The sequence below is a fragment of the Paenibacillus sp. J22R160 genome (genome assembly GCF_059692135.1).
The window spans coordinates 131,985-151,965 of sequence record NZ_JCAUAU010000008.1 but is presented as its reverse complement, the minus strand read 5'-3'; the positions used below and the strand labels follow the sequence as shown (position 1 = coordinate 151,965).

Genomic DNA, 19,981 nt, shown 5'->3' with positions numbered 1-19,981 from the left:
CTGCAGTTCCCAACGCAAAAAAAGAACAACCCTTAACATGACGTTAAGAGTTGTTCTCCGAACTGCTATCTATGCAAGCAAAAGCTTACAGCTTTACAACGTTCTCAGCTTGTGGTCCGCGGTTGCCTTGAACAACGTTGAACTCAACTTGTTGACCTTCGTCTAAAGTTTTGAAGCCTTCGCCTTGGATTGCGGAGAAGTGTACGAATACATCGTTGCCGCCTTCTACTTCGATAAAGCCAAATCCTTTTTCTGCGTTAAACCATTTAACTGTTCCTACTGCCATGGGTAATACCTCCAAAGTTTTAATTAACATGTCTTTTTTCTTGTTTCGAACAAAAAAATTACACATTGGAAAAGGTTTCACAGAGTAAAATGATAACCCTTTGCAATAAGCAATTCAGGTTTTACCCCAAAGACTATTATTACTGTACCACACATATTTGGCTAATGCAATTACCCTTCAGAGGCATTTCTTACTAAGGTTAAAAGTTCTTCTTTATCCTCTATTTTCAAGGCAATTGTTAGTGCAATTACGACATCTTTCGACGGTTGTATTCGACCATTTTCGATAGCATTTAGGATGGAATAACTGACGCCTGCTTTCTCGCCAAGCTTGCGCAGCGTTAGATTTTGCTGTTGTCTCAGCTCTTTCAGCCTAGTATGAAATAACATGCCTCTTCCTCCTCCACTGAAAGCTTATTCCTTACTCATCTGTCTGCGAATTTCTGCTCTAATTTTGTCGAATGGGTCCTGCCAATCCGGGGGCTTAATCGTTTTGCCAAATTCGTTCTTATGGACTAGACCGTCGGGCCACACTTTGGACATGTTGGCGTGATGCACGATGTCAAAAATCGGCCCTGGCTCGACCCCCATTTCCACTAGGGTACCCAACACGAAGTATAGCTCATCAATCATCGCATCCACTTCGTCTTCCAGCGTCGCTGCTTCTTTGAACTCATCCAGCTCTTCTTGCATCCAAGCCAAGCGGGCTGCTTTCCGGCTCTCCGACAGACGCTGTGGAGTCGTGCCTACCGGGTGCTCGAAGGTTTGGTGGAACTTTTTCACATCATCAAATGCATCTTTCAAATTCATTGTGGTTTCCCTGCTCCCTTTATGTAGGTTTTCTTTTATATACCACTAAAGGGAGCCGTCGGTCAATTACAACCGACGGCCTGTGAGATAACGATCCTTCCAATAACTATCATTCATACTTAGTATGACGACACCGGAGCTCGTCGTGTTGCTGATGAATTTGCCATTCCCGACATAGATGCCCACATGATTGACGCGGCCAGGCTTGGTCGTACTGAAAAAGACGAGGTCACCTTCGCGCAGGTTTGCTTTCTTCTTAACTGCCGTCCCCAGCTTAGCTTGCTCCGTCGAGCTCCATGGGATCGTGATGCCGTTCTTCTTGAAAACCAACTGTGTAAAAGAAGAGCAGTCCAGAATCAGGCGTGCCGTATCTCTAACGCCAAATTTGTAACGCACATCACCGACATAGGATCGTGCCGTGCGTACGACGCCGCTTGCCTTGCTTGTGCTCGTTGCGCTATAAGCAGTATTTGCCGTGGAATCGTTTGCAGCAAAAGCTGAGTGAGACCCAAAGAGCATCGTTCCGGATGTTAATAAGGAAAGTGTCAGGCTGATCCCCACTAACGATTTATTAAGGCGGCTCTTATTCACTAGTAACATGATTGGATATCCTCCTTCATGGATCGTGGTGATGGGCTTGTATGGCCCTGAATCCACCATATCACACATAAAAAGACCGGTATTTACCAGTCACTGAGGATATCCAAGCGGCGTCTAGCTTAAAGCTCTTTTATTAGAATTCAATGAGAATTTTCTCTTTCAATTTTCATTGACAAATTGGTTACACCGAACTCGACGTCTGATCATGTCGATACTCAGAAGGGGTCACGCCGTACTTCTTGCGAAATACCTGTGAGAAATGGCGCATGTCTTGATAGCCGATCCGATCCGCGACGTCCGCCAGCTTCAGCTTAGGATTCATCAGAAGCTGCTTCGCCTGTTCCAAACGGAGATGCGTGACATATTCCTTGAATCCCTGGCCTATCTTCTGTTTGAACAGCTGACTGAAATAAACCGGATTCAAGTAAACGATCGCTGCGACCTTCTCCAGCGACAGGTCGTCATGATAATGCGTGCGAATATATTGCAAAGCCACATCGATAGAGCGGTCGCTGCCGCTCGCATGATGCTCGTAGACTTGCGTCGTCGAGGCTTGACGCATGCGCTGCACTTCCGCTGGCACAGCCTCGAAGCGGCAGATCTGCTCGGAGCTCATAATCTGAAAGGGCACCTTCAAATATTTCACGAGGTGGTTGCGCAGCTCATCGACGAGTGCCGACAGAAGAGCGGCACTCGGCAGTGTGGCGATGCCTAGCAGGCTTTTGCTGTCGTGCACCGTCACGAAGCCTTTGCCATAGCGCTCGATCAACTCTTGAAGGACGTTCTCGATAATGAAGTTTTCGAGGAAAACGGCCTTGTCGCTCTCCATTTTCACCATGATGAGGTGGAAATGCGGGTGCTGCTCCATGAAGGGCTTCATATCGATACGCCCGGTATCCAGCCCTTGTGCAAAGCGCTGAAAGACAGCTTCCTGCAAGTACTTGCGGTTCGCCTTCAAGAGCTCAGATTCCTCGTTCAGCTCGGTTTCACGAGCGATTTCCTCGCCGAGCTTCCGGATCATATCGCTGAGCACTTCTTTGCCGATTGGCTTCAGCAAATAATCCTTCGCCCCAAGCCGCACAGCCTCCTGCGCATACGAAAATTCCGAATAGGCCGATATGACGACCCATTTCACATGCGGGTGCCGACTCCGGGATATATTCATGAGCTCCAGCCCTGTCATGCCCGGCATGAGAATGTCGGTGAGGACGATTTGAATGCGGTGGCTCCGCAGCAAAGCGATCGCCTGCTCCGCATTCGCCGCGAGATGAACCTGATGTTCCGGGAAACGGTTGAGCAGTGTGCGCTGGATGCCCTCCCGAATCACCGTTTCATCATCTACGATGAGAATGTCCATGGTTTTACTCTCCTTTCCGAGGAAGCGGCATCGCAATGATGACGGTCGTTCCTTCCCCCTGCTTACTATGAATACGGAGTCCATAACTATCTCCGAACATAAGAACGATGCGGCGATGCACGTTGGTAATCCCTATGCCTCGTCTTGTTTGACCAGATGCGTCGGACGTCTGTGGAGCTCGCAATGAAGCCATGGCCCCGTCGATGTCCGAAGCGTCCTTGATGAGCTGGTCCTGGATGCACTGGAGGGTGTTCTCCTCAATACCGACACCGTTATCCGCAATCACAATCCGCAGCTCATGCTCTCTGATCTCCGTGTAGACCCGAAGCACACCAGGCCGAGCGAGTGGCTCCAGCCCATATTTAACAGCATTCTCAATGATCGGCTGAAGGGTCATTTTCGGCAGGACAACGTCCAGACACTCCGGCGCGACGTCCAGTACGGTGCTGACTCTGCCTTCTAACCGGCTCTCAATGATCGTCATATAATGACGCATTTGATCCAGCTCTTGGCGAAGGGTTGTCTTCGAGGCTTCCTGCCAGTCGCTGCTATAGCGAAACATATGGGATAAGGCTAAGATAACTTTACCCAAACGGTCGTTCTCCCGCTCATCCAACATCCAATAAATCATATCCAGCGTATTATAGAGAAAATGAGGATTGACTTGAGATTGCAGCGCCTGCAGCTCCGCATTCTTCTCACTCACGGTGGCGAGCGTGATGCGTTCAATAAGCTCATCCATCCGATACACCATACGGTTAAAGGAAGACACGAGCGAGTTGATTTCTTCGAACGACTTGACCGTCACTGAACCTTTGAAATTCCCCATCTCCACCTGCTTCATCTCCCGGATTAAAAGCTTAAGCGGTGAGGAAATGTTCTGGGAAATAATACTCGCAAGCACCAAGGATAGGAAAACTAGCGCCAGAATCACGAGGTACAGGTACTCTCTCGTTTTCACAACCTCTGAGTTAATATCACCTTTGGGGGTTAAACCGAATACCGTCCAATCGGACATCTTCGCTTTGGCAGAGACAATCAGCTGTTCCGTTCGGTCGTCCACGATAATTTCATTGCTTTGCGGACGCGGCAGCCCTCCGAAAGAAGGCGGACTGCTCTTCTCCCCCGCGGTAGAGGCAATCATATGATCTTCCCGGTCAACGATATACACTTGGCTGTTCGGGGAGATCCTCACGTTCGAAAGCGCCGCCAGAATCGGCTGCGGGTTCGTTTCAATCACCAGAACTCCAATTAATCGATGGTCGGTTAAATCGTATAGCTTGCGTCCAAATACGAAAACGGAATCTTGCTGGAACCGGTTGATGATGGAGCCTTTGGAGAGACCGAGCCAAACCATTTCGCCCGAAGAGTCCTGCAGCTTGTGATACCAGGCTGTGCTGGCATAGTCGGCATTAATGACGCTATCGAAGCCGCGTTCATAATTATAGTTTTTGCCTGCATTCGTAATGATATGAATCCCGACAATATCATCCCTCGAGTAGTAAGCTGCTCCCAAAATATTCGTAATGGTGCGCTCATTAATAATATTGACCGCTTCATCTTTGCTCATATCACGGTCATGGATTAATCTTAGCATCTCATAATTACTGTTGAGCGATTTTGTAATGCTGTCATAACCCTGAAGCAGCAAATCAAACAAGCCTACAGTTTGGGAAATATTTTTCTCCGCCAAATCACTGATTTTGCTATGAATAATGTCCGTTGTTTTCTTGTAATAAAGCACACTTACCAAGGTTAAGAGAACCAGCATGCAGGAAATAAAGAGCAAGAACAGCCGGCTATGAATAGAATGAAAGCCCCGTGTCACCTCGAAATCGGTCCCCTTTCGTTCGTCGTTACAGGCTATCATATCACAGGCTGCTTCCTAAACAGCAAAAAGCGAGGGGTGAAGTTAACCCTTCACCGCTCCCGCTACCATACCTTTTGTAATTTTATCAGCCAATAAGAAATAAATGATAATGACAGGCAGCGCGCCTAATACGAGAAACGCCCCAATTGCCCCGTAATTAACCGAATACTGACTGACGAAGCTATTCACTCCGAAAGGCAGCGTTTTGAGCCGCTCGGACGAAATGAACGTCGCCGCAAGGATGTACTCGTTCCATATATTGATGAATGTTAGGATACATACCGTCATCATTGGGGGAATCGAAATCGGAAGAATAATGCTTCCGAAGATTCGAAAAACCCCGGCGCCGTCTACGACAGCAGACTCTTCGATCTCAGCCGGGATGGATTTCATGAAGCCGCTGAGAATAAAGACCGCAATCGGCGTCTGAAAAGCGATGTAAGGCAAGATGATCGAGAGATGCGTGTTCAAGGCATGCAAGTTTTTGAAAATAATCATCAGCGGCAGCAACGTCGCTTGCATCGGTACCATCATCCCGATCAGGAAGATGATCATGACGACTTGGCCGTATTTCCACTTAAATCTCGTAATGGCGAAGGACGCCAAGGAGCTAAGGAAGATGACGCAGGCCATGGTGACGGATGTGACGAATAGACTGTTTTTCAAATACTGAAAATAATGACCGGCCTCTACAGCGGCGGAGAAGTTCTTCCATTGAAGCACCTGCGGCAGTGCGAAAAACCGCCCGGACAAGATTTCCTCATTGGTTTTTAACGAATAAATGAACAGCCAAAGCAGCGGATATACTTGTGTAACTACGAGCAATGACAAAAGTGCAATGACAAGAACTTTCAGGATAGAGAAGCTTTTGCGTCTCCGAATCATTGCAGGTGCAGCCAAGGCTGCCTTCCTGACGTTTTCCATGGTGACACTCCCCTTCCTTAAGTAAATCTTCTTTCTAATCGATTAAAAATACCATTGATGATCACAGTTGCAATCAGACATAAGCCAACTAAGAAGGCGGCAATCGCACTGCCATACCCATACTTCATGGATAGGAACGACATATTGTACATATGCGTAGAAATTACATCTGTGGCATGGGCAGGACCACCTGCGGTCATAACCATGACCATGTCAAACGCTTGTAACGAGCCGATAAAGGCAAGGACGATCGATATTTTGAAAATCGGAATATTCATAGGGAAAGTGATATACCAGTCGGCTTTAAGGCCCTCCGCTCCATCAATTCGCGCCGCTTCATAAATATCGGCAGGGATGTTCTGAATACCGGTGAACTGGATCAAAGTGTGGTACCCCAAGTACTGCCACAAGGCCACGAAATAAAGGGAATACATAGCAATCTTCGGGTCGGTTAGCCAGGATCTCGACCAGCTATGTAAATTCAACATGTCCAATACTTGATTAAGCATACCGCCCATTGCGGCAGGGTTATAAATCGTTTTCCACAGTTGTCCGACGATAACGACAGACAAGATAACCGGCAAGAAGTACGCGGAAACAAGGAAATTCGGCTTTTTGACAAATCGGTTCAAGAGAATAGCTACGCCTAAGGCAATTGGAATTTCAATCATTGAAAATACGGCAAACATTAAGGTCCGTTTCACAGATGGCCAAAACACAGGGTCATGAAATAACAAGTTACGGAAATTATCCAAACCAACGAATTTTGCACCGCTGATCCCGTTCCAATCCAGCAGTCCGCTATATAACGAGACTAGAATGGGTACAAAAACGAGACAGACATAAATCAACAAACATGGCAGTACAAACATGGCAATCGTCCACTTGGAGACTCTTAACACATTCACTTGGCTCGCCTCCTTCATGAGATATACCAATCGGAATTCACCCTCTACACCCTTGCGGCGCTTAGGATAAATTCCGAGTTGGCTGCTAAATGATTATTTATTTTTTGTTCGTATCGTAAGCTGTTTGGTGCTCTTTGCCAACTTCAGCAGGATCTTTCTTCTGTACGAAGAGGTTCTGGATGCTTGTTAAGTGGCCTTGTGCTGTTCCTGGGTTCATCGTGTTATCGAACGCAAGGTCGCCGCCTTTAACTTGTTTGAACATACCCAGTACTTCCATCGCCATATCGGAGTATCCAGCAGCTTTGAAGTCGCCGTCTACTTTTTGAGCGATACCAACTGCGCCTTTAACCGCGAATGCTTCTTTCGGGAAGTTCAGCATGAAGTAGTTCAAGAAATCTTTGGTTTCTTTCAAATGTTTGCTGTTTGCAGATACCGCGAACGCGCTTCCTGGTGCAAGCATGAACTCGTCAGGGTTACCTTTGCCTTTAACTGTTGGGAACTTGAATACGCCAACTTTGCCGTTAACGGAAGAAGTCTCGATACCGCCTGTTGCCCATGAACCCATGTAGTACATAGCTGCTTTACCTGTTTTGAACAAGTTTTCACCTGCGTTGTAGTCAAAAGAAGTTGCGCCTTCTTGGAATGCGCCAGCCTGAACCAAGTCTTGGAAGCTGCTTACTGCGTCCGTGAATGCTGGGTCTGCGAATGTTTTCTTGCCGTCAACAACAGCTTGCAAGAAGCCAGGGCCGCCATTTGTGCGAAGCAGCACGTTCATGAACAAGAAGGAACCTGTCCAGGAATCTTTTTCACCGATAGCCATTGGCTGAATGCCTTTGCCTTTGAGTGTTTTTACAGCTGTAACCATTTCTTCGAATGTTTTCGGCACTTCAACGCCAGCTTGTTTGAACAAGTCTTTGTTGTAGTAAACGAGACCGATGTTGTTACCATCAGGCAATGCGTAAATGTTGTTGTTGAATGTGTACCAGTTCAAAATACCTTCTTGGAACGTGCCTTTCAGACCGTTTTGCTCGACCATATCGTTCAGCGGCGCGAACAATCCTGCGTCTACGAAAGGTTTCATTTGAGCGGATGGATTCACGATTGTGATATCCGGAACTTCTTTGGAAGCTGCTTGCGTTTTGAGCTTCAGCTTTTGTTGATCCGTGTTAAGGGAATCAAGCTCGATTTTGATGTTCGGGTTTTTCGTTTGGTAGTCGTTCACGATCTTTTTCAACATGCCGTTTTTCGGATCTGTCGGATCGGGATATATGTTTTGGAACGTGATGGTTACATTTTCTTTCGTTGTGCTTCCACCGCTAGGTGCTGTTGTTGCGCTCGCGCCCGGTGCCGGTGTCGTTGTGCTGCCGCCTGCACCACATGCTGTTAACGAGATAGCCAGTAAGCCTGCTGCTGTTAATTGAAGACCTTTATATTTTTTAATCAATGTGAATCCCCCTCGTTTGTTTGGTGATCTTGATGCCCTTATTATCGCTCGAAATTGGCAACCCTTACAATGTGTGAACTTTAGGATATATGTTTACTTTTTATAGGATTAAGTTAGCACACACACACACCGTTTTCTTCGAGGGCTTGGGGAAGGCCCTGCGATAGGTACAGGTATTCAGTAGGATACCCCGGCTTTTGGATTAGAGTTAGGTGCGGACGTCGGTAAGATGTGGGGATGATGGCAGCGATAAAGGGCGGAGTGTTGAGGCGTTATTGGACTGCGGGGCGGGTGTAACAAGGATGCTGTGAGATGGAATTCTATTGATGAGCCTGTCACAGCAAACCTCTGAAAATGGGAACTACAGGCCGCTATTTATCAAAAATACGGCGATTTCATGGATAAGCGGAACTACAGGGTCTTATTTCGCCTAAAAATGCTGTCTCCACGCCAAAATTGACGAAATAGAGGACCATAGTTCCCCTCCACCAGCCAAAATGCTGATTTCTTAGAAATAGAGGATCCTAGTTCCCACTAAATAAAAAAAAGACCCTCCCGCCAAGCCGGCAAAGGAGAGTCGATCTAATAAATAAGTGCACAAACCTAGTAAGCCTTAGGGACCTCAACACGATGAGTCACGCCATCTTCCGTAAAGTAAATATGCGTGTCAAACCCTTGATCGTCCATGAAATAGGACACATACTTCGGCTCGCCATGCTTAATCGGCACAAGGAGCGTGGCAATCCGGTGGCTGCGCGCCGGCTTCGTCGTTGCCTTGAGATGCCAGTGCAGCGGCAAGCCTTCGATCTCGCTCAAATCTACATCCGTGAAGCCTTCATGCTGTGTAAGCTCTAGCTCGCCAGAGGAGCAATAGACGAAGCGGCCGTCCATATCGGCTTTGCGGCCTTGGACTTTGAAGGTTTGTCCGTTCAGCTTCATTTCGTACAAGGTCTGGAACAGCCAATCTACGGAGCCCGTCTGCGCCAAATCAATGTGATCCACAACGACGACATACGTCCCAAAGAAGTACAACTCGCGTACGTAGCGGTCCAGATAAGGAACGTACTCCTTATACGCTGCTGTGGCATTGCTGCGAGAGTATCCATAGCCTTTGCGCTGCTCAGCCACTTCAACGACCCCGCTCGCCGCCATATTCAGCACTTTGTTCTTCTCCGCGTATTGACCAAGGCCGTCGATCAAAATGTTGTTCGTCGACCGCGTCTGCCTGCGCCAGTTCATGTGCATCGTGGAGCTAAACGCCACGTAGTAGCCGCTCTCAATAGCCAGCGGCTCGCCATAGGCGTGCAGCAGGAAACCGTTTTGGTCGCCATGGCTATGGCTGACAGAGCCATATTTGCTGCTCTTGGTGAGCAGCATGATGTGGCGCTCCGGATCGGCCATATTGGAGTGGAAGGCGACCCAACCGATGTCGCGGAACCATTTGACCTGCTCGATATTCGCATCCGTTGGAACGACAGCTTCCACCTGCGGATAGTCGTGACGGAATACCATTTCGTCAAAGCGGAAATCCCACCAGCCGTAGTTGTAAAACTTCATTTCGGAATCGGTATCTGTCTCACGCACACGCTCAAAATACCACTGATACAAGCCATTCCCAGTCACACCAGCGAACTGGCGGATGTTGAAGCCTGTTTTCAAGCTAACGGGATCTCCCAGCGTGGATTGGTCGCCAAAGCTTGCGCGAAGCGTATCCGGGCTGAATGCGTACAGCGGGAAATCACCCGTTTTCGTAAAAAACGGCCTTTTATAGAAGTTAATGCCTGTATATTTTTTCAGCAAGTTCATCGCTTCGGTAACAAAGGCCATCCCGGTCGTCCAATACATCGGACCTTCCGCCCAGCCTCCATCCGGCCCGCCCCATGGGGAATAGATGCATGCATAATATTCAAGGGTATAATCCAGCCATTCGCGCGCTTCCGGCTCTTCTTCTAATAAGGCAATGCAGCTCGGTACCAGCACACTGGAAAGTGAACGTACCGCGTGACTGTCAAATGGCACATGATGAATTTTGGAGTGATCAATAACATGCGTAGCAATTTGCCGTGCGCGAGCAAGCAAAATCTCTCGTACAAGCTTCCGCTCAAGCTCCGTTAACTGTCCATACAGCCAGTCATAGCCCCATGCGATAGCTCCCGTCATCCGGAAGGAGGCCTCATCGTTGTAATCGCGGCTTGTTGTGCCGTTGACATCCCAGTTGCAGACATGCAGCAGCCAAGTTTTGGCGCGGTTCAGCAGTTCTTCGTCGGCCAAAATCGTTCCAGCCACCGCCAAATGACGGATCGCATATAGGACTTCTTGGGTGTCCATGTACATTTGACGCCACAGCTTGGCGACGCGTTTGTTGCCCGGATACGGCAGCGGCTCAGCGATGAGTTCGCGATCCATCCACGGCTTCACAGACTTCTCGTAAAATACATCAAAGCCGCAATAAGTCGGATCCGCTTCCAATTCGCTTCGGAAAGCTTCAACCTCAGCGGACTGGAGCCACAAACGAGGGTGCTGCAGAGAGGCTTCTGCATAACGGCGTTCCCGGCTAGGCAGCGGAGTTTCCGGCAGGTCCGTTCCTACCTCAAAGCTTCTCACCTTACTCCAAGCCGTTTGTTCGCCATTCTCTTGGATCAGCGCGTAGCGCCAGAAGTAAGTTCCTACTTGGAATGCATCGTCCGGTGTATATAAATTATAGGGAATCGGCTTGATCGTTTGCGTGTCTGCCTCGGAAAATACGTCCGACTGCGAAATCTGCAGCACATAACGGTCATTCTCCAGTTGGGCTGGAATCCACGTGAACCGCGGCGGGTTTTCCAACAGTTTAGTTTGCTCATTCGGTTCGTATTGTACGGTTAATACACCGCTCTGCGGTTCGTATAATGGCGACAGAGTTGTCATAACGATTCTCCCTTCATCTATATCAAAATTAAGCCTTTATCTTGCGTTAATTGGACACGTACTGCGCTTCCCGCTTGACCAGGCACCGAAACCTCGATTACCTGTGCGGAAATGCGGGTAAGCTCGGCTCTGCCGCCAGCTCGGTACACATGGATGAAATCAGCTCTGCGATCATTGCGACGGTGCAAGACTGCCGTAAGTGGCTGACTTGGGTCGACAGAGTCTCCTGGTGTATGTACAGCCAGTACTTCATCGCCTTGCTCAGCTAATGCTGCATGGTACACGAATGAGTCATCCCCGAGCGCATAAGACAACTGCAGCTGACCTGCATCCGGCGCCAGTCCGCCAATAATCGGCAGCTTCTGCTCAGATATCGCGGAGGCATCCTTCTCTTGAATACGAAGAGTGTAGACCTCATTCCGTTCTTCAAGCGTTCCTGTTAGAGGCTGAACGGCAGGATGCATCCACCACTCGATGCTTCGATGCTCTTCAGTGGCTAGCTCAACCTGGAACCAATCCAGCAGCCACTCAGCTGTTAGCAGCAGATGACGATTCATCGTACAGCCTTCATAGGCTCCCGTGGATTGCAGCCAGGCGTAGACGGACTTCCCCTCATTCGATGCCTCATAGCTCACACAGCGCCCTTCATGCGGCGCTTGCGACATGCCGTCCAGCGATACTGTGTTGTGGCTGGCGGTTTCGGCAAACCACGATTTCCGCATATGCGAGCCGTAAGGCACCATGCCAAAATCGGGAGTAAGCGTTTGCGCAGGGTGCATCAAAGTCAGATGCAGCTTGTCGTAGTGGCCGTGGGAACCACCATGCTCGCCGAAATCGGCGAGGAACGACAGCGGGTTCCCCGCCACACGGCCGATGACGAAGCCGGCATCCGGCCACAGTCTTGAAGCACGCGGAGCCGCTAGAGCTAGCGTGCGGGCATCAGTGCCGTAGAGCAGCGCCTCGAGCTGCTCGCCGCCGGCAGCGCCCAGCTGCCGGTAGGCTTCGCGCAATACCGGCGCGAGGCCGGCAATGCCGTAGATCGCGAGCCCCTGCTCCGCAATCTCAGCGATCTCGCGGGCATAAGGGGCCCGCGCGAGCGGCCCGTCATGCAGGGCAGGCAGCGCGCCCTGGTCGTCGGCCAGCTCGGCGAGCGCCTCCAGCATGCCGCGCATGGATTGGCCGTCTGCGACTGTGACGGCGTAGAGGTCAATACCGAAGCGCTGCGCCATCTCTGCAGCGATCAAATACGCCCGAAGCACGAATACGTGGTAATACGTGCTTCCTTCGAATTCAAACTGATCGGGTTTCACGCCGATCGACAGATGATGCTTGAAGCCGCCTTGGCCTTCAATTAGCGCTTCCAGCGCCGCTTGTTCGCCGCGCGCGGCGTAGACGCAAGATAATGACGCGTTCAGCCAAGCGGTGTAATTGTTCTCCGCATTGTTCCGCTCATGGATGAGAATGTGCCGGTACTCTTCCATACTCCCGGCAAGCAAGCCTAGGAAGACGTCGATAGCCGCCTGCTCCTTCGCCTCGAACACAACGCCTTTATCGCGCAATAACAAGTAAGCGCGAATCAGGGTTGTGGACCAGATTGCCTCCGTGAGCGCTTGATGGAAAGCGCGCCCTTTCAGCATCCAGCTTTGCGCTTCTGGATGCACGGGGTAGAGCGGGAACTGCTCGGCGTATTCGACGAGAAGTCTTTTGCTAAGCTGGGCGTAGGAAACCTCTCCCAGTGCTGCGTAGACAGCCGCTGCCTGCAAGGCGACGCGCGCCAGCGATTGATGTTTAAATACGAGCCAAGCGCCGCGATAGGCTTCGCCTTCGATGTTGCAGCCGTGCGGGCACGCGAACTCGGATGCATCTACTTGCTTATCATCGAACACCAGTTCGGCGTGATGGTGTGGACATACATACTGGTGCCACCAGCCACCAGGTTCTTTAGGAATAGACAGGCTGCCTGCTTGCTGCAGCCTGTCTATTTCCTCTTTTAATAAATGTGCTATTCGGTCCGTTCTCAGCGCGGTACTCATCGCATCATCATCCCGCCGTTGATTTCAATCGTTTCACCTGTTACATAGGCAGCCAAATCGGAAGCAAGGTACAGCACGGCGCCAGCTACATCATCAGGTGTTCCTTCACGCTGAAGCGGAATGCCGTTAATGGTCGCAGTACGAGCTGCGTCAGTTGTAAATGTCGCGTGGAACATTGTGTTCCCGATAAAGCCAGGAGATACGTTGTTCACGGTAATTCCGCTTGCCGCAACTTCTTTAGCCAAGCCTTTGGAATACGTAAGTACAGCGGCTTTGCTTGCCGCATACACGCTAGACCCTGGTCCGCCGCCGTTATGCGCAGCAACAGATGTCATGTTGATGATGCGGCCGTAGCCTTTGGCTTTCATGCCGGCAAGCACTCTTTTGCACATGAACACTGTGCTTTTCAAGTTAACATCCATGATGCGGTCGTACATCTCTTCGAACATTTCGGAATTCGGTACGCGCTGCACCAGATGGCCGGCATTGTTGACTAAGATATCAATTGTGCCACCAAGCGCCTGCTCCACTTCACTAACGAGTCTGTCGATCTGCTCTAAATTAGTCACATCGGCTTGCACTAACACAGCTTCGCCGCCTGCCGCTTGAATCGCTGCGACAACTTCTTGCCCTTGTGCCACGTTGTTCAGGCAGTTCACGCCAACTTTTGCTCCATTGCTAGCCAAAGCCAGTGCGATTGCGCGTCCAATCCCCGCGTTTGATCCTGTTACCAGTGCAATTTTCCCCGTTAAATTGATGTTCATATGAATTCCTCCCATGTGTTGTTTAAGATATATTTGAATGGGAGAATAAGAGCCTTTGGAGGCTTCTATTCCCCCTTTTACCAATTAGTTGCATGAAATAAGAGTCTTTAGAGTCTGCTATTCTCATCAGCATAGCGATTTCAGCGTGTTTTCGGGAGAATAAGAGTCTTTAAAGACTTCTATTCTCACCCGACCCGCTATTTATGGCGTAATAAGAGACGTTATAGACTCCTATTTCGCCAAATGAAGGGCTCCGGGTTCTGAGGTTCCAGGAGCCGCAAGTTCCGGCGTTCCCCGGGGTTCGGGTCGCGATTTCCAGAAGGCCGAGGTTCCCACAGACCTTTGTCGTTTCCCTTAGCGTTCGCAAGGCGTTCACGAGGCGCTCGCGGTTGTCCGCGCGGTCACTTATGCCTTGTCTCCGTAAACGTCCTCGTGCCCGTTCTCCTCCTGTGCTCCGCCATGCCCGCGCCCCCTCACTCAGCTCCGCATCCTCGGCCGAGCCGTCTCCGGCATCGTCATCGTCAGGCACGTTCCGCTCCCCCACTCGCTGTCGATCGACAGCCCGTAAGCCTCGCCGAACACCATCTGAATCCGCCGATGCACGTTCATGAGCCCAATGCCGCCACGCCGAGGCGAGCCGTTCTCTTCTGGCTCCGCAAGACGGTTCTGCTCCAGTTTCTTCCGCAGTTCATCAAGTCGATCCGGCTTCATACCGATGCCATTGTCCTCTACAAAAACTTGGAATAAGCCGTTTTCCTTCTTGGCATTGATACGAATAAAGTGATGCGGCTCGACGCCATCCGGAAAAGCATGCTGAAAAATATTTTCAATCAGCGGTTGCAACGTTAGCCGAACCATTTTCTCCAGCAGCAGGAATGGCGGGATCGCCACATCAATTTCAAACTCTTTACCCGTTCGATGCTGCAAAACAATCATGTAGTTGCGAACATGGTTCAACTCATTGGCTACTGTGATTTCTTCCAAATTGGTCTGAACCGAGTAACGGAGCATGAACGCCATGGCTTCTACCATTTCGGTTATTTCCGTCGAGTCCTGAACAATGGCATAACAGTTAATCGTTTCGAGCGTGTTATATAAAAAGTGAGGGTTAATTTGCAGCTGCAGCGACTGGTATTCAGCCCGCTGACGCTCCAGCTTCGTCTCCCCTAGCTCCAATGCGTTCTTCTGTTGCTCCAGCTCCGCCTCATAGACCCGCTCAATCATATCGGAAAGGCGCGTCACCATGAGGTTGTAACTGTGAATAAGTCCGCCGATCTCGTCCGTACGGCCGGATTCATCGATGTACTGCCAGTTTCCTTTTTCCGTTTCTCTCATACTATCCTTTAGCCAACGGATTGGCGCAATAATTGAACGCCCAAAACGGGATGCCAGCCATAACGCAATGGCCAGTGTAATCAATCCCACGCTGATCGTTGTTGTACGAATCGTATCAGCAGGACGCCGGAGCTCATCAACGGGCATAGAAGCAACCAGATTCCAGTCGGAATAACCAGATTTGCGCGATACAAACATGCGCTCCTCACCGTTATACTTGTAGAGGAAGGTCTGGTTGCCGCTTGCCAGCACGTGAGAGGCCAAATCGTCCTGAGGCTTGCGCTCGCTCATGGAACGAGGGTAGATGTAGTTTCCAGCATCGTCTATGATGAAGAAGAAACCTTTTTTCCCCAGGCTCACGCGATCCCATGTCTTCGCCAGCTCATCCAGCTTGATCTCGATCGCGACGACCCCACGGTTCGCATCCCCGTAAGAAGGCCCTCTTACTTTACGTGCCATCGTCACAACGGAGCCCTGATCAACTTCGCGAATGCTCATATTGAGTAATGAGATTTTGCCGTCAACCGGCGTCATTTTCATCAAATAATCATACTTTTCTTTCACCAGCACGGGATCGAAGTTCAGCAAATTCTGATTTTCATAGATAACCGAGCGCCCATGCTGACCAACCGCATAGATCATATTCAATTGTTTATACAACGTAACAACGGAAACTACCGAAATCCGTGCAAATTCCTTGATTTTTTCGCTGTATGCATAGTACTCGTACGAATCATCCGGTTTGATTTCCATAAATGCCCGCACATCCGAATTGGAGGAAAACGCGTTGCTCAAAAGCTCATAGGCCTGCAAATAGCTATCCGTCTGATAGTTGGCGCTATCGATCATTTGCTCCATATACTGCTTCACCTGGCCATCCAGCGCCTTGGAAGACTGTACATAGGAGAACGCTCCGACAGATACGAGGGAGAGCACAATGACGATCAGAAAGTTGGAAAAAATTTGCCGTGACAGCGTCTTGCCTCTCATGTACGAATCCCCATCTGCTGACGATACTCGGATGGCAGGCAACCTTCATACTTCTTGAACGTTTTCGTAAAATGCGGGTGGTCAGCGTATCCGACCTCTCCCGAAATATCCGTGATGCGCCATTGCGGCTGCTCCAGCAGCTTCTTGGCCTTTTCCATGCGTCTGCGTGTGCGGTATTGTACGAACGTCTCCGATGTGTTTTGCTTGAACAATTGGCTAAAATACGACGGGTTGAGTCCGATGAATTCTGCCACTTCCTCTAAGGAAACCTCCTCTGCGAGGTGCGTCTCAATGTATTGCTTTGCTACCTCCACAGGGTCTTTCAGCTTCCCTTTCCGCTTATGCCTCAGCTCATCCAAATGGCCGAAAACCGCATGGGTGAATCGGAGCCAAGCTTCCTCTTCACTGGCAGCGCCGGTTAAGGCAAGCTCACCCTGCATGAGATAAACATCGCGCACGTTCAAACGCTGGTGCAGCAGCGTATGAATTTCCTGCAAAATATCGAGAAGCCGGTTAAGCTTCAGCTTATAATCTTTAAGCTCTGTGTAAACTTCTTCAAGCAAACTGTCTAATTCCGCTTGATGCAGCATCCAGACCGCATGCTCCATGCGGCTGGCCCATTGTTCCAGCTTCGTTACAGCAACGAAAGACTCGGAGCTTACTTTGGACTTGGTACGGATCAGCTTCTCTAATACATTCTGAAAACCTTTGATATTCACAGGCTTCAGCAAATACTCTTTGACACCATAAGAAACACATTTCTGCGCATATTCAAAATCGCTATAGCCAGAAATGACGACAACTTGGATGTCCGCATCCATTTCGGCAACGCGGGCACACAGCTCCAAGCCGTCCATTTTGGGCATACGAATATCGGTAAACAGGAAGTCCGGTCGATCCTCTTGAATCCGCTGCAGCGCGACAACACCATTCTCAGCCGTTCGCAGGCTTTCGATCGGCAGCTCCGATTGTTCGACTAGTTTTTGTAATCCTTTACGTATCATCGGTTCGTCATCGACAATGAGGATGCGGTACATGAGGCGGCAGCTCCCTTCTTACCCTTCTGAAATGCCCGCTCCCCACGCGCTGGTGTGCTCGTGAGGAGTCGGTCGTGCTCAAATGCTTGAGCTTATTTACGCGGCATCGACACAGTCGTACCGGAATCTTTACTATTGAATTTCTCTGTGGCTTCCTTGATCACATCGTTGCCGCCTTTGGACTTCCACTCCTCCAGAACCTTCGGCCAATCGGAGATCGGCTCTTTGCCGTACACCATTTTGACCATGTGCGAAAGAATAACAGGAGGTGCTTGGTCGGACAGCGGTGAAATGTCAGGGTTTTTCATTAAGGACTCCAAGCGCGGCTCAAAGTTAATGCCATCGCGTCCTTCATTTTTCAAAGTCGTATCATACACATTCATCAATTTCTTGCCATCTTCTGTCATACTAAGTGTGCCTTTATTATAAGTTGTATCTTGAACTAACCACAAGAAGGATTGACGGTAACGTTCCTCATCAACACCAGCCGTATCTGTTGGCGCTTTGTAGTCGACTTTGCCGTCTACCGTTTTGTACGTGTCGCCTTCGATACCGAATGTGAAGAATTTCTCAGCTTCGTCAGACATCATCCAATCGTAGAATTTGATGATCTGTGCCGCATTTTTCACATTCTTGTTAATGAAGTAGGCACGCGGCGCAGGTCCGTACAAGTAGTGACCGCCTTTGCCATCTGGTCCTGTCGGGGATGCGATGATTTCGATATCGCCTGTAGGCACCGTCGTTTTCAGTTGTGTTTCCCATTGCAGCATTTCATTGGCATTCATGGACCACATACCTGCTTTACCAGCAAGGATCGTGTTTTTGAATACCGTTGCGTTGATGGTTGCGAATTCCTTGTTGATCAAACCTTCGTCAAACATCGTTTTGTACGTTTGCAGGGCTTTGGTCATATTCTCTGTGTCGAAAAATTTCGGCAAAATTTGATCGCCGGATTTCTCAAACATGGAGAGGTATGGATATACGTCATAGGCTCCGAAGAATGAATCCGCATATTTGAAGTTCTCACGACCCATGTAAGGGTTCTCAACGCCCATTTCTTTGAACTTGCGAAGTACAGCCATGTACTCATCAACCGTTTTCGGCACGCCTAGACCGGCTTTATCCAGCAAATCCTTACGAACGAAGATCGCACGGCGGGACGGGTTGGACAAGTACTCTGGGATCGCATAGATTTTACCGTTGTACGTTACGTTATCCCAAGCGTCTTTCGGCACTTTTTTCAGCAAGTTCGGACCGTATTGTTTCAGCAAGTCGTCCAGCGGCATGAATACGCCTGCTTTGACGGAACCTGCCATCTCTTTCCCGTTCACACCGCCGCTGCCTTGGACAACATCAGGAATGTCGTTGGTCGCAAACATTTGAATCATTTTTTGCTCATATTCTTTGTGCGGAACAAGCACGATATTCATATCGGAATTCGTTAATTCTTCTAGTTTCTTCACCCATTTATCTTGATTGATATCAGGCGACTTCTCCACATGCCCAAATGCCAGTGTACGCAAGGAGATGGAGAACTTCGTCTTTTCTGCCGGCTTTGCACTAGCCCCGTTAGCTGCTGAGCTGGATGTCGGTTGTTCTGCTGGCTTAGAAGAACAAGCTGCCAACGTACTGGCCAAGAGAACTGCAGCCATTGTCGTGGGAATCCATTTTTTCATTTCATACCCCTCTTTTCATTCGCTAAAATATGACCTTTTACACACTCATTGTAAAAGCGTTTACAATTTGTCGATATGGGCTGCCTTTAGTTCGAATTGTCTTTTTTTTAGAATGTTGTCAAAACTCGACATCTCATACATGATTTCACAAATGATCATTTATGATTTGACGGAGCCTACCATCATCCCTTTGACGAAATGGCGCTGCAAGAACGGGTAAATCAGGATAATCGGGATCGTCGCGATAATAATCGTCGCCATTTTGATGCCCTCTGGATCCATATGAGCCAGTCCGCTAAATTGTGATGAGTTCGGATCGATGCTGATATCTTCGGATACAATGAGCTGACGCAGCTTCACTTGAAGCGGCCATAACGCTGGTTTATTAATATAGTAGAGCGCGCTTTGGTACGTATTCCAATGCCCAACGGCGTAGAAAATCCCAAGGGAAGCCATTACCGGCTTGGATAGAGGAAGCACAATGTTCCAGATCATTCTTAGCTCCGAACAGCCGTCGATGCGGCCGGAATCAATCAATTCGCTCGGAATTTGCAGGAAGAATGACCTCATCACGAAAAAGTTAAAGGCGCTGATCGCACCTGGAATCATAAGTGCCCATAGCGAGTTCGTCAGATGCAAGTTTTTCATCAAAATAAAGTTAGGAATCAGCGGAGCTGTAAATACCATCGTAATCAGAACCATAATGACGACTGCGTTTCGTCCGGCATACTCAGGGCGTGACACAGGATAAGCCAGTGAAGCTGTCGCAATCAAGTTGATGAGTGTGCCCACTATCGTAATATACACGGTTACTCCGAATGAACGCCAGATGGCCGCGTCGCTAAATACGTACTGATAGTTGATTGCCGTGAACTGCACAGGGAGGAACAAAACCTTGCCATTCACGATAGCTTGAGATGAACTGAACGATTGTGCCAGCACGTTTAAGAACGGCAGGAGCATCGCCAATGATAGGAGCGTTAGAAATACGACGTTAAAAATGTTAAAAACTTGCCAGCCGGCTGTCGGCTTACGATTCAT

Annotated in this window: 16 protein-coding genes; all 16 read right to left on the bottom strand. The window is 49.3% G+C overall.

The window, feature by feature from the left end; genetic code table 11:
* Window positions 1–85: 85 nt before the first annotated feature.
* On the bottom strand, window positions 86–286 hold the full coding sequence (locus AC58UW_RS18835; RefSeq protein WP_126140957.1) for a cold-shock protein: 201 nt from the start codon (window positions 284–286) through the stop codon (window positions 86–88).
* A 170-nt stretch (window positions 287–456) separates the two neighbouring features.
* Window positions 457–675, bottom strand: coding sequence for a helix-turn-helix domain-containing protein (locus AC58UW_RS18830; RefSeq protein ID WP_497422147.1), 219 nt, complete (start codon window positions 673–675; stop codon window positions 457–459).
* 24 nt (window positions 676–699) lie between these two features.
* Complete coding sequence (locus tag AC58UW_RS18825; RefSeq protein WP_497422146.1) at window positions 700–1,095, bottom strand: pyrophosphohydrolase domain-containing protein; 396 nt, start codon at window positions 1,093–1,095, stop codon at window positions 700–702.
* 66 nt (window positions 1,096–1,161) lie between these two features.
* Window positions 1,162–1,695: a C40 family peptidase gene (locus AC58UW_RS18820; protein WP_497422145.1), complete on the bottom strand. Its 534-nt coding sequence runs from the start codon at window positions 1,693–1,695 to the stop codon at window positions 1,162–1,164.
* 181 nt (window positions 1,696–1,876) lie between these two features.
* Complete coding sequence (locus AC58UW_RS18815) at window positions 1,877–3,052, bottom strand: response regulator (protein WP_497422144.1); 1,176 nt, start codon at window positions 3,050–3,052, stop codon at window positions 1,877–1,879.
* Window positions 3,053–3,056: 4 nt separating this feature from the next.
* The gene (locus AC58UW_RS18810) at window positions 3,057–4,823 is read right to left on the bottom strand and encodes a sensor histidine kinase (protein ID WP_497422143.1); all 1,767 of its coding nucleotides are present in this window, start codon (window positions 4,821–4,823) and stop codon (window positions 3,057–3,059) included.
* 141 nt (window positions 4,824–4,964) lie between these two features.
* Window positions 4,965–5,807, bottom strand: coding sequence for a carbohydrate ABC transporter permease (locus AC58UW_RS18805; protein ID WP_497422198.1), 843 nt, complete (start codon window positions 5,805–5,807; stop codon window positions 4,965–4,967).
* A 56-nt stretch (window positions 5,808–5,863) separates the two neighbouring features.
* Window positions 5,864–6,754: a carbohydrate ABC transporter permease gene (locus AC58UW_RS18800; protein ID WP_497422142.1), complete on the bottom strand. Its 891-nt coding sequence runs from the start codon at window positions 6,752–6,754 to the stop codon at window positions 5,864–5,866.
* Window positions 6,755–6,851: 97 nt separating this feature from the next.
* On the bottom strand, window positions 6,852–8,198 hold the full coding sequence (locus tag AC58UW_RS18795) for an extracellular solute-binding protein (protein WP_497422141.1): 1,347 nt from the start codon (window positions 8,196–8,198) through the stop codon (window positions 6,852–6,854).
* A gap of 603 nt (window positions 8,199–8,801) precedes the next feature.
* Complete coding sequence (locus tag AC58UW_RS18790) at window positions 8,802–11,105, bottom strand: DUF4962 domain-containing protein (RefSeq protein ID WP_497422140.1); 2,304 nt, start codon at window positions 11,103–11,105, stop codon at window positions 8,802–8,804.
* 17 nt (window positions 11,106–11,122) lie between these two features.
* The gene (locus AC58UW_RS18785) at window positions 11,123–13,138 is read right to left on the bottom strand and encodes a heparinase II/III domain-containing protein (protein ID WP_497422139.1); all 2,016 of its coding nucleotides are present in this window, start codon (window positions 13,136–13,138) and stop codon (window positions 11,123–11,125) included.
* Window positions 13,135–13,902, bottom strand: a complete 768-nt coding sequence (locus tag AC58UW_RS18780; protein WP_497422138.1) for an SDR family NAD(P)-dependent oxidoreductase — start codon at window positions 13,900–13,902, stop codon at window positions 13,135–13,137. Before AC58UW_RS18780 ends, AC58UW_RS18785 begins: the two co-directional genes overlap by 4 nt.
* 477 nt (window positions 13,903–14,379) lie before the next feature.
* A complete protein-coding gene (locus AC58UW_RS18775) occupies window positions 14,380–16,227 on the bottom strand; it encodes a cache domain-containing sensor histidine kinase (protein ID WP_497422137.1) in 1,848 nt (615 codons plus the stop codon).
* Entirely contained in the window at window positions 16,224–17,264 is a 1,041-nt protein-coding gene (locus tag AC58UW_RS18770; protein ID WP_497422136.1) for a response regulator transcription factor, read from the bottom strand. Before AC58UW_RS18770 ends, AC58UW_RS18775 begins: the two co-directional genes overlap by 4 nt.
* 92 nt (window positions 17,265–17,356) lie before the next feature.
* Window positions 17,357–18,940: an extracellular solute-binding protein gene (locus tag AC58UW_RS18765; protein WP_497422135.1), complete on the bottom strand. Its 1,584-nt coding sequence runs from the start codon at window positions 18,938–18,940 to the stop codon at window positions 17,357–17,359.
* 159 nt (window positions 18,941–19,099) lie between these two features.
* Window positions 19,100–19,981, bottom strand: a complete 882-nt coding sequence (locus AC58UW_RS18760; RefSeq protein ID WP_497422134.1) for a carbohydrate ABC transporter permease — start codon at window positions 19,979–19,981, stop codon at window positions 19,100–19,102.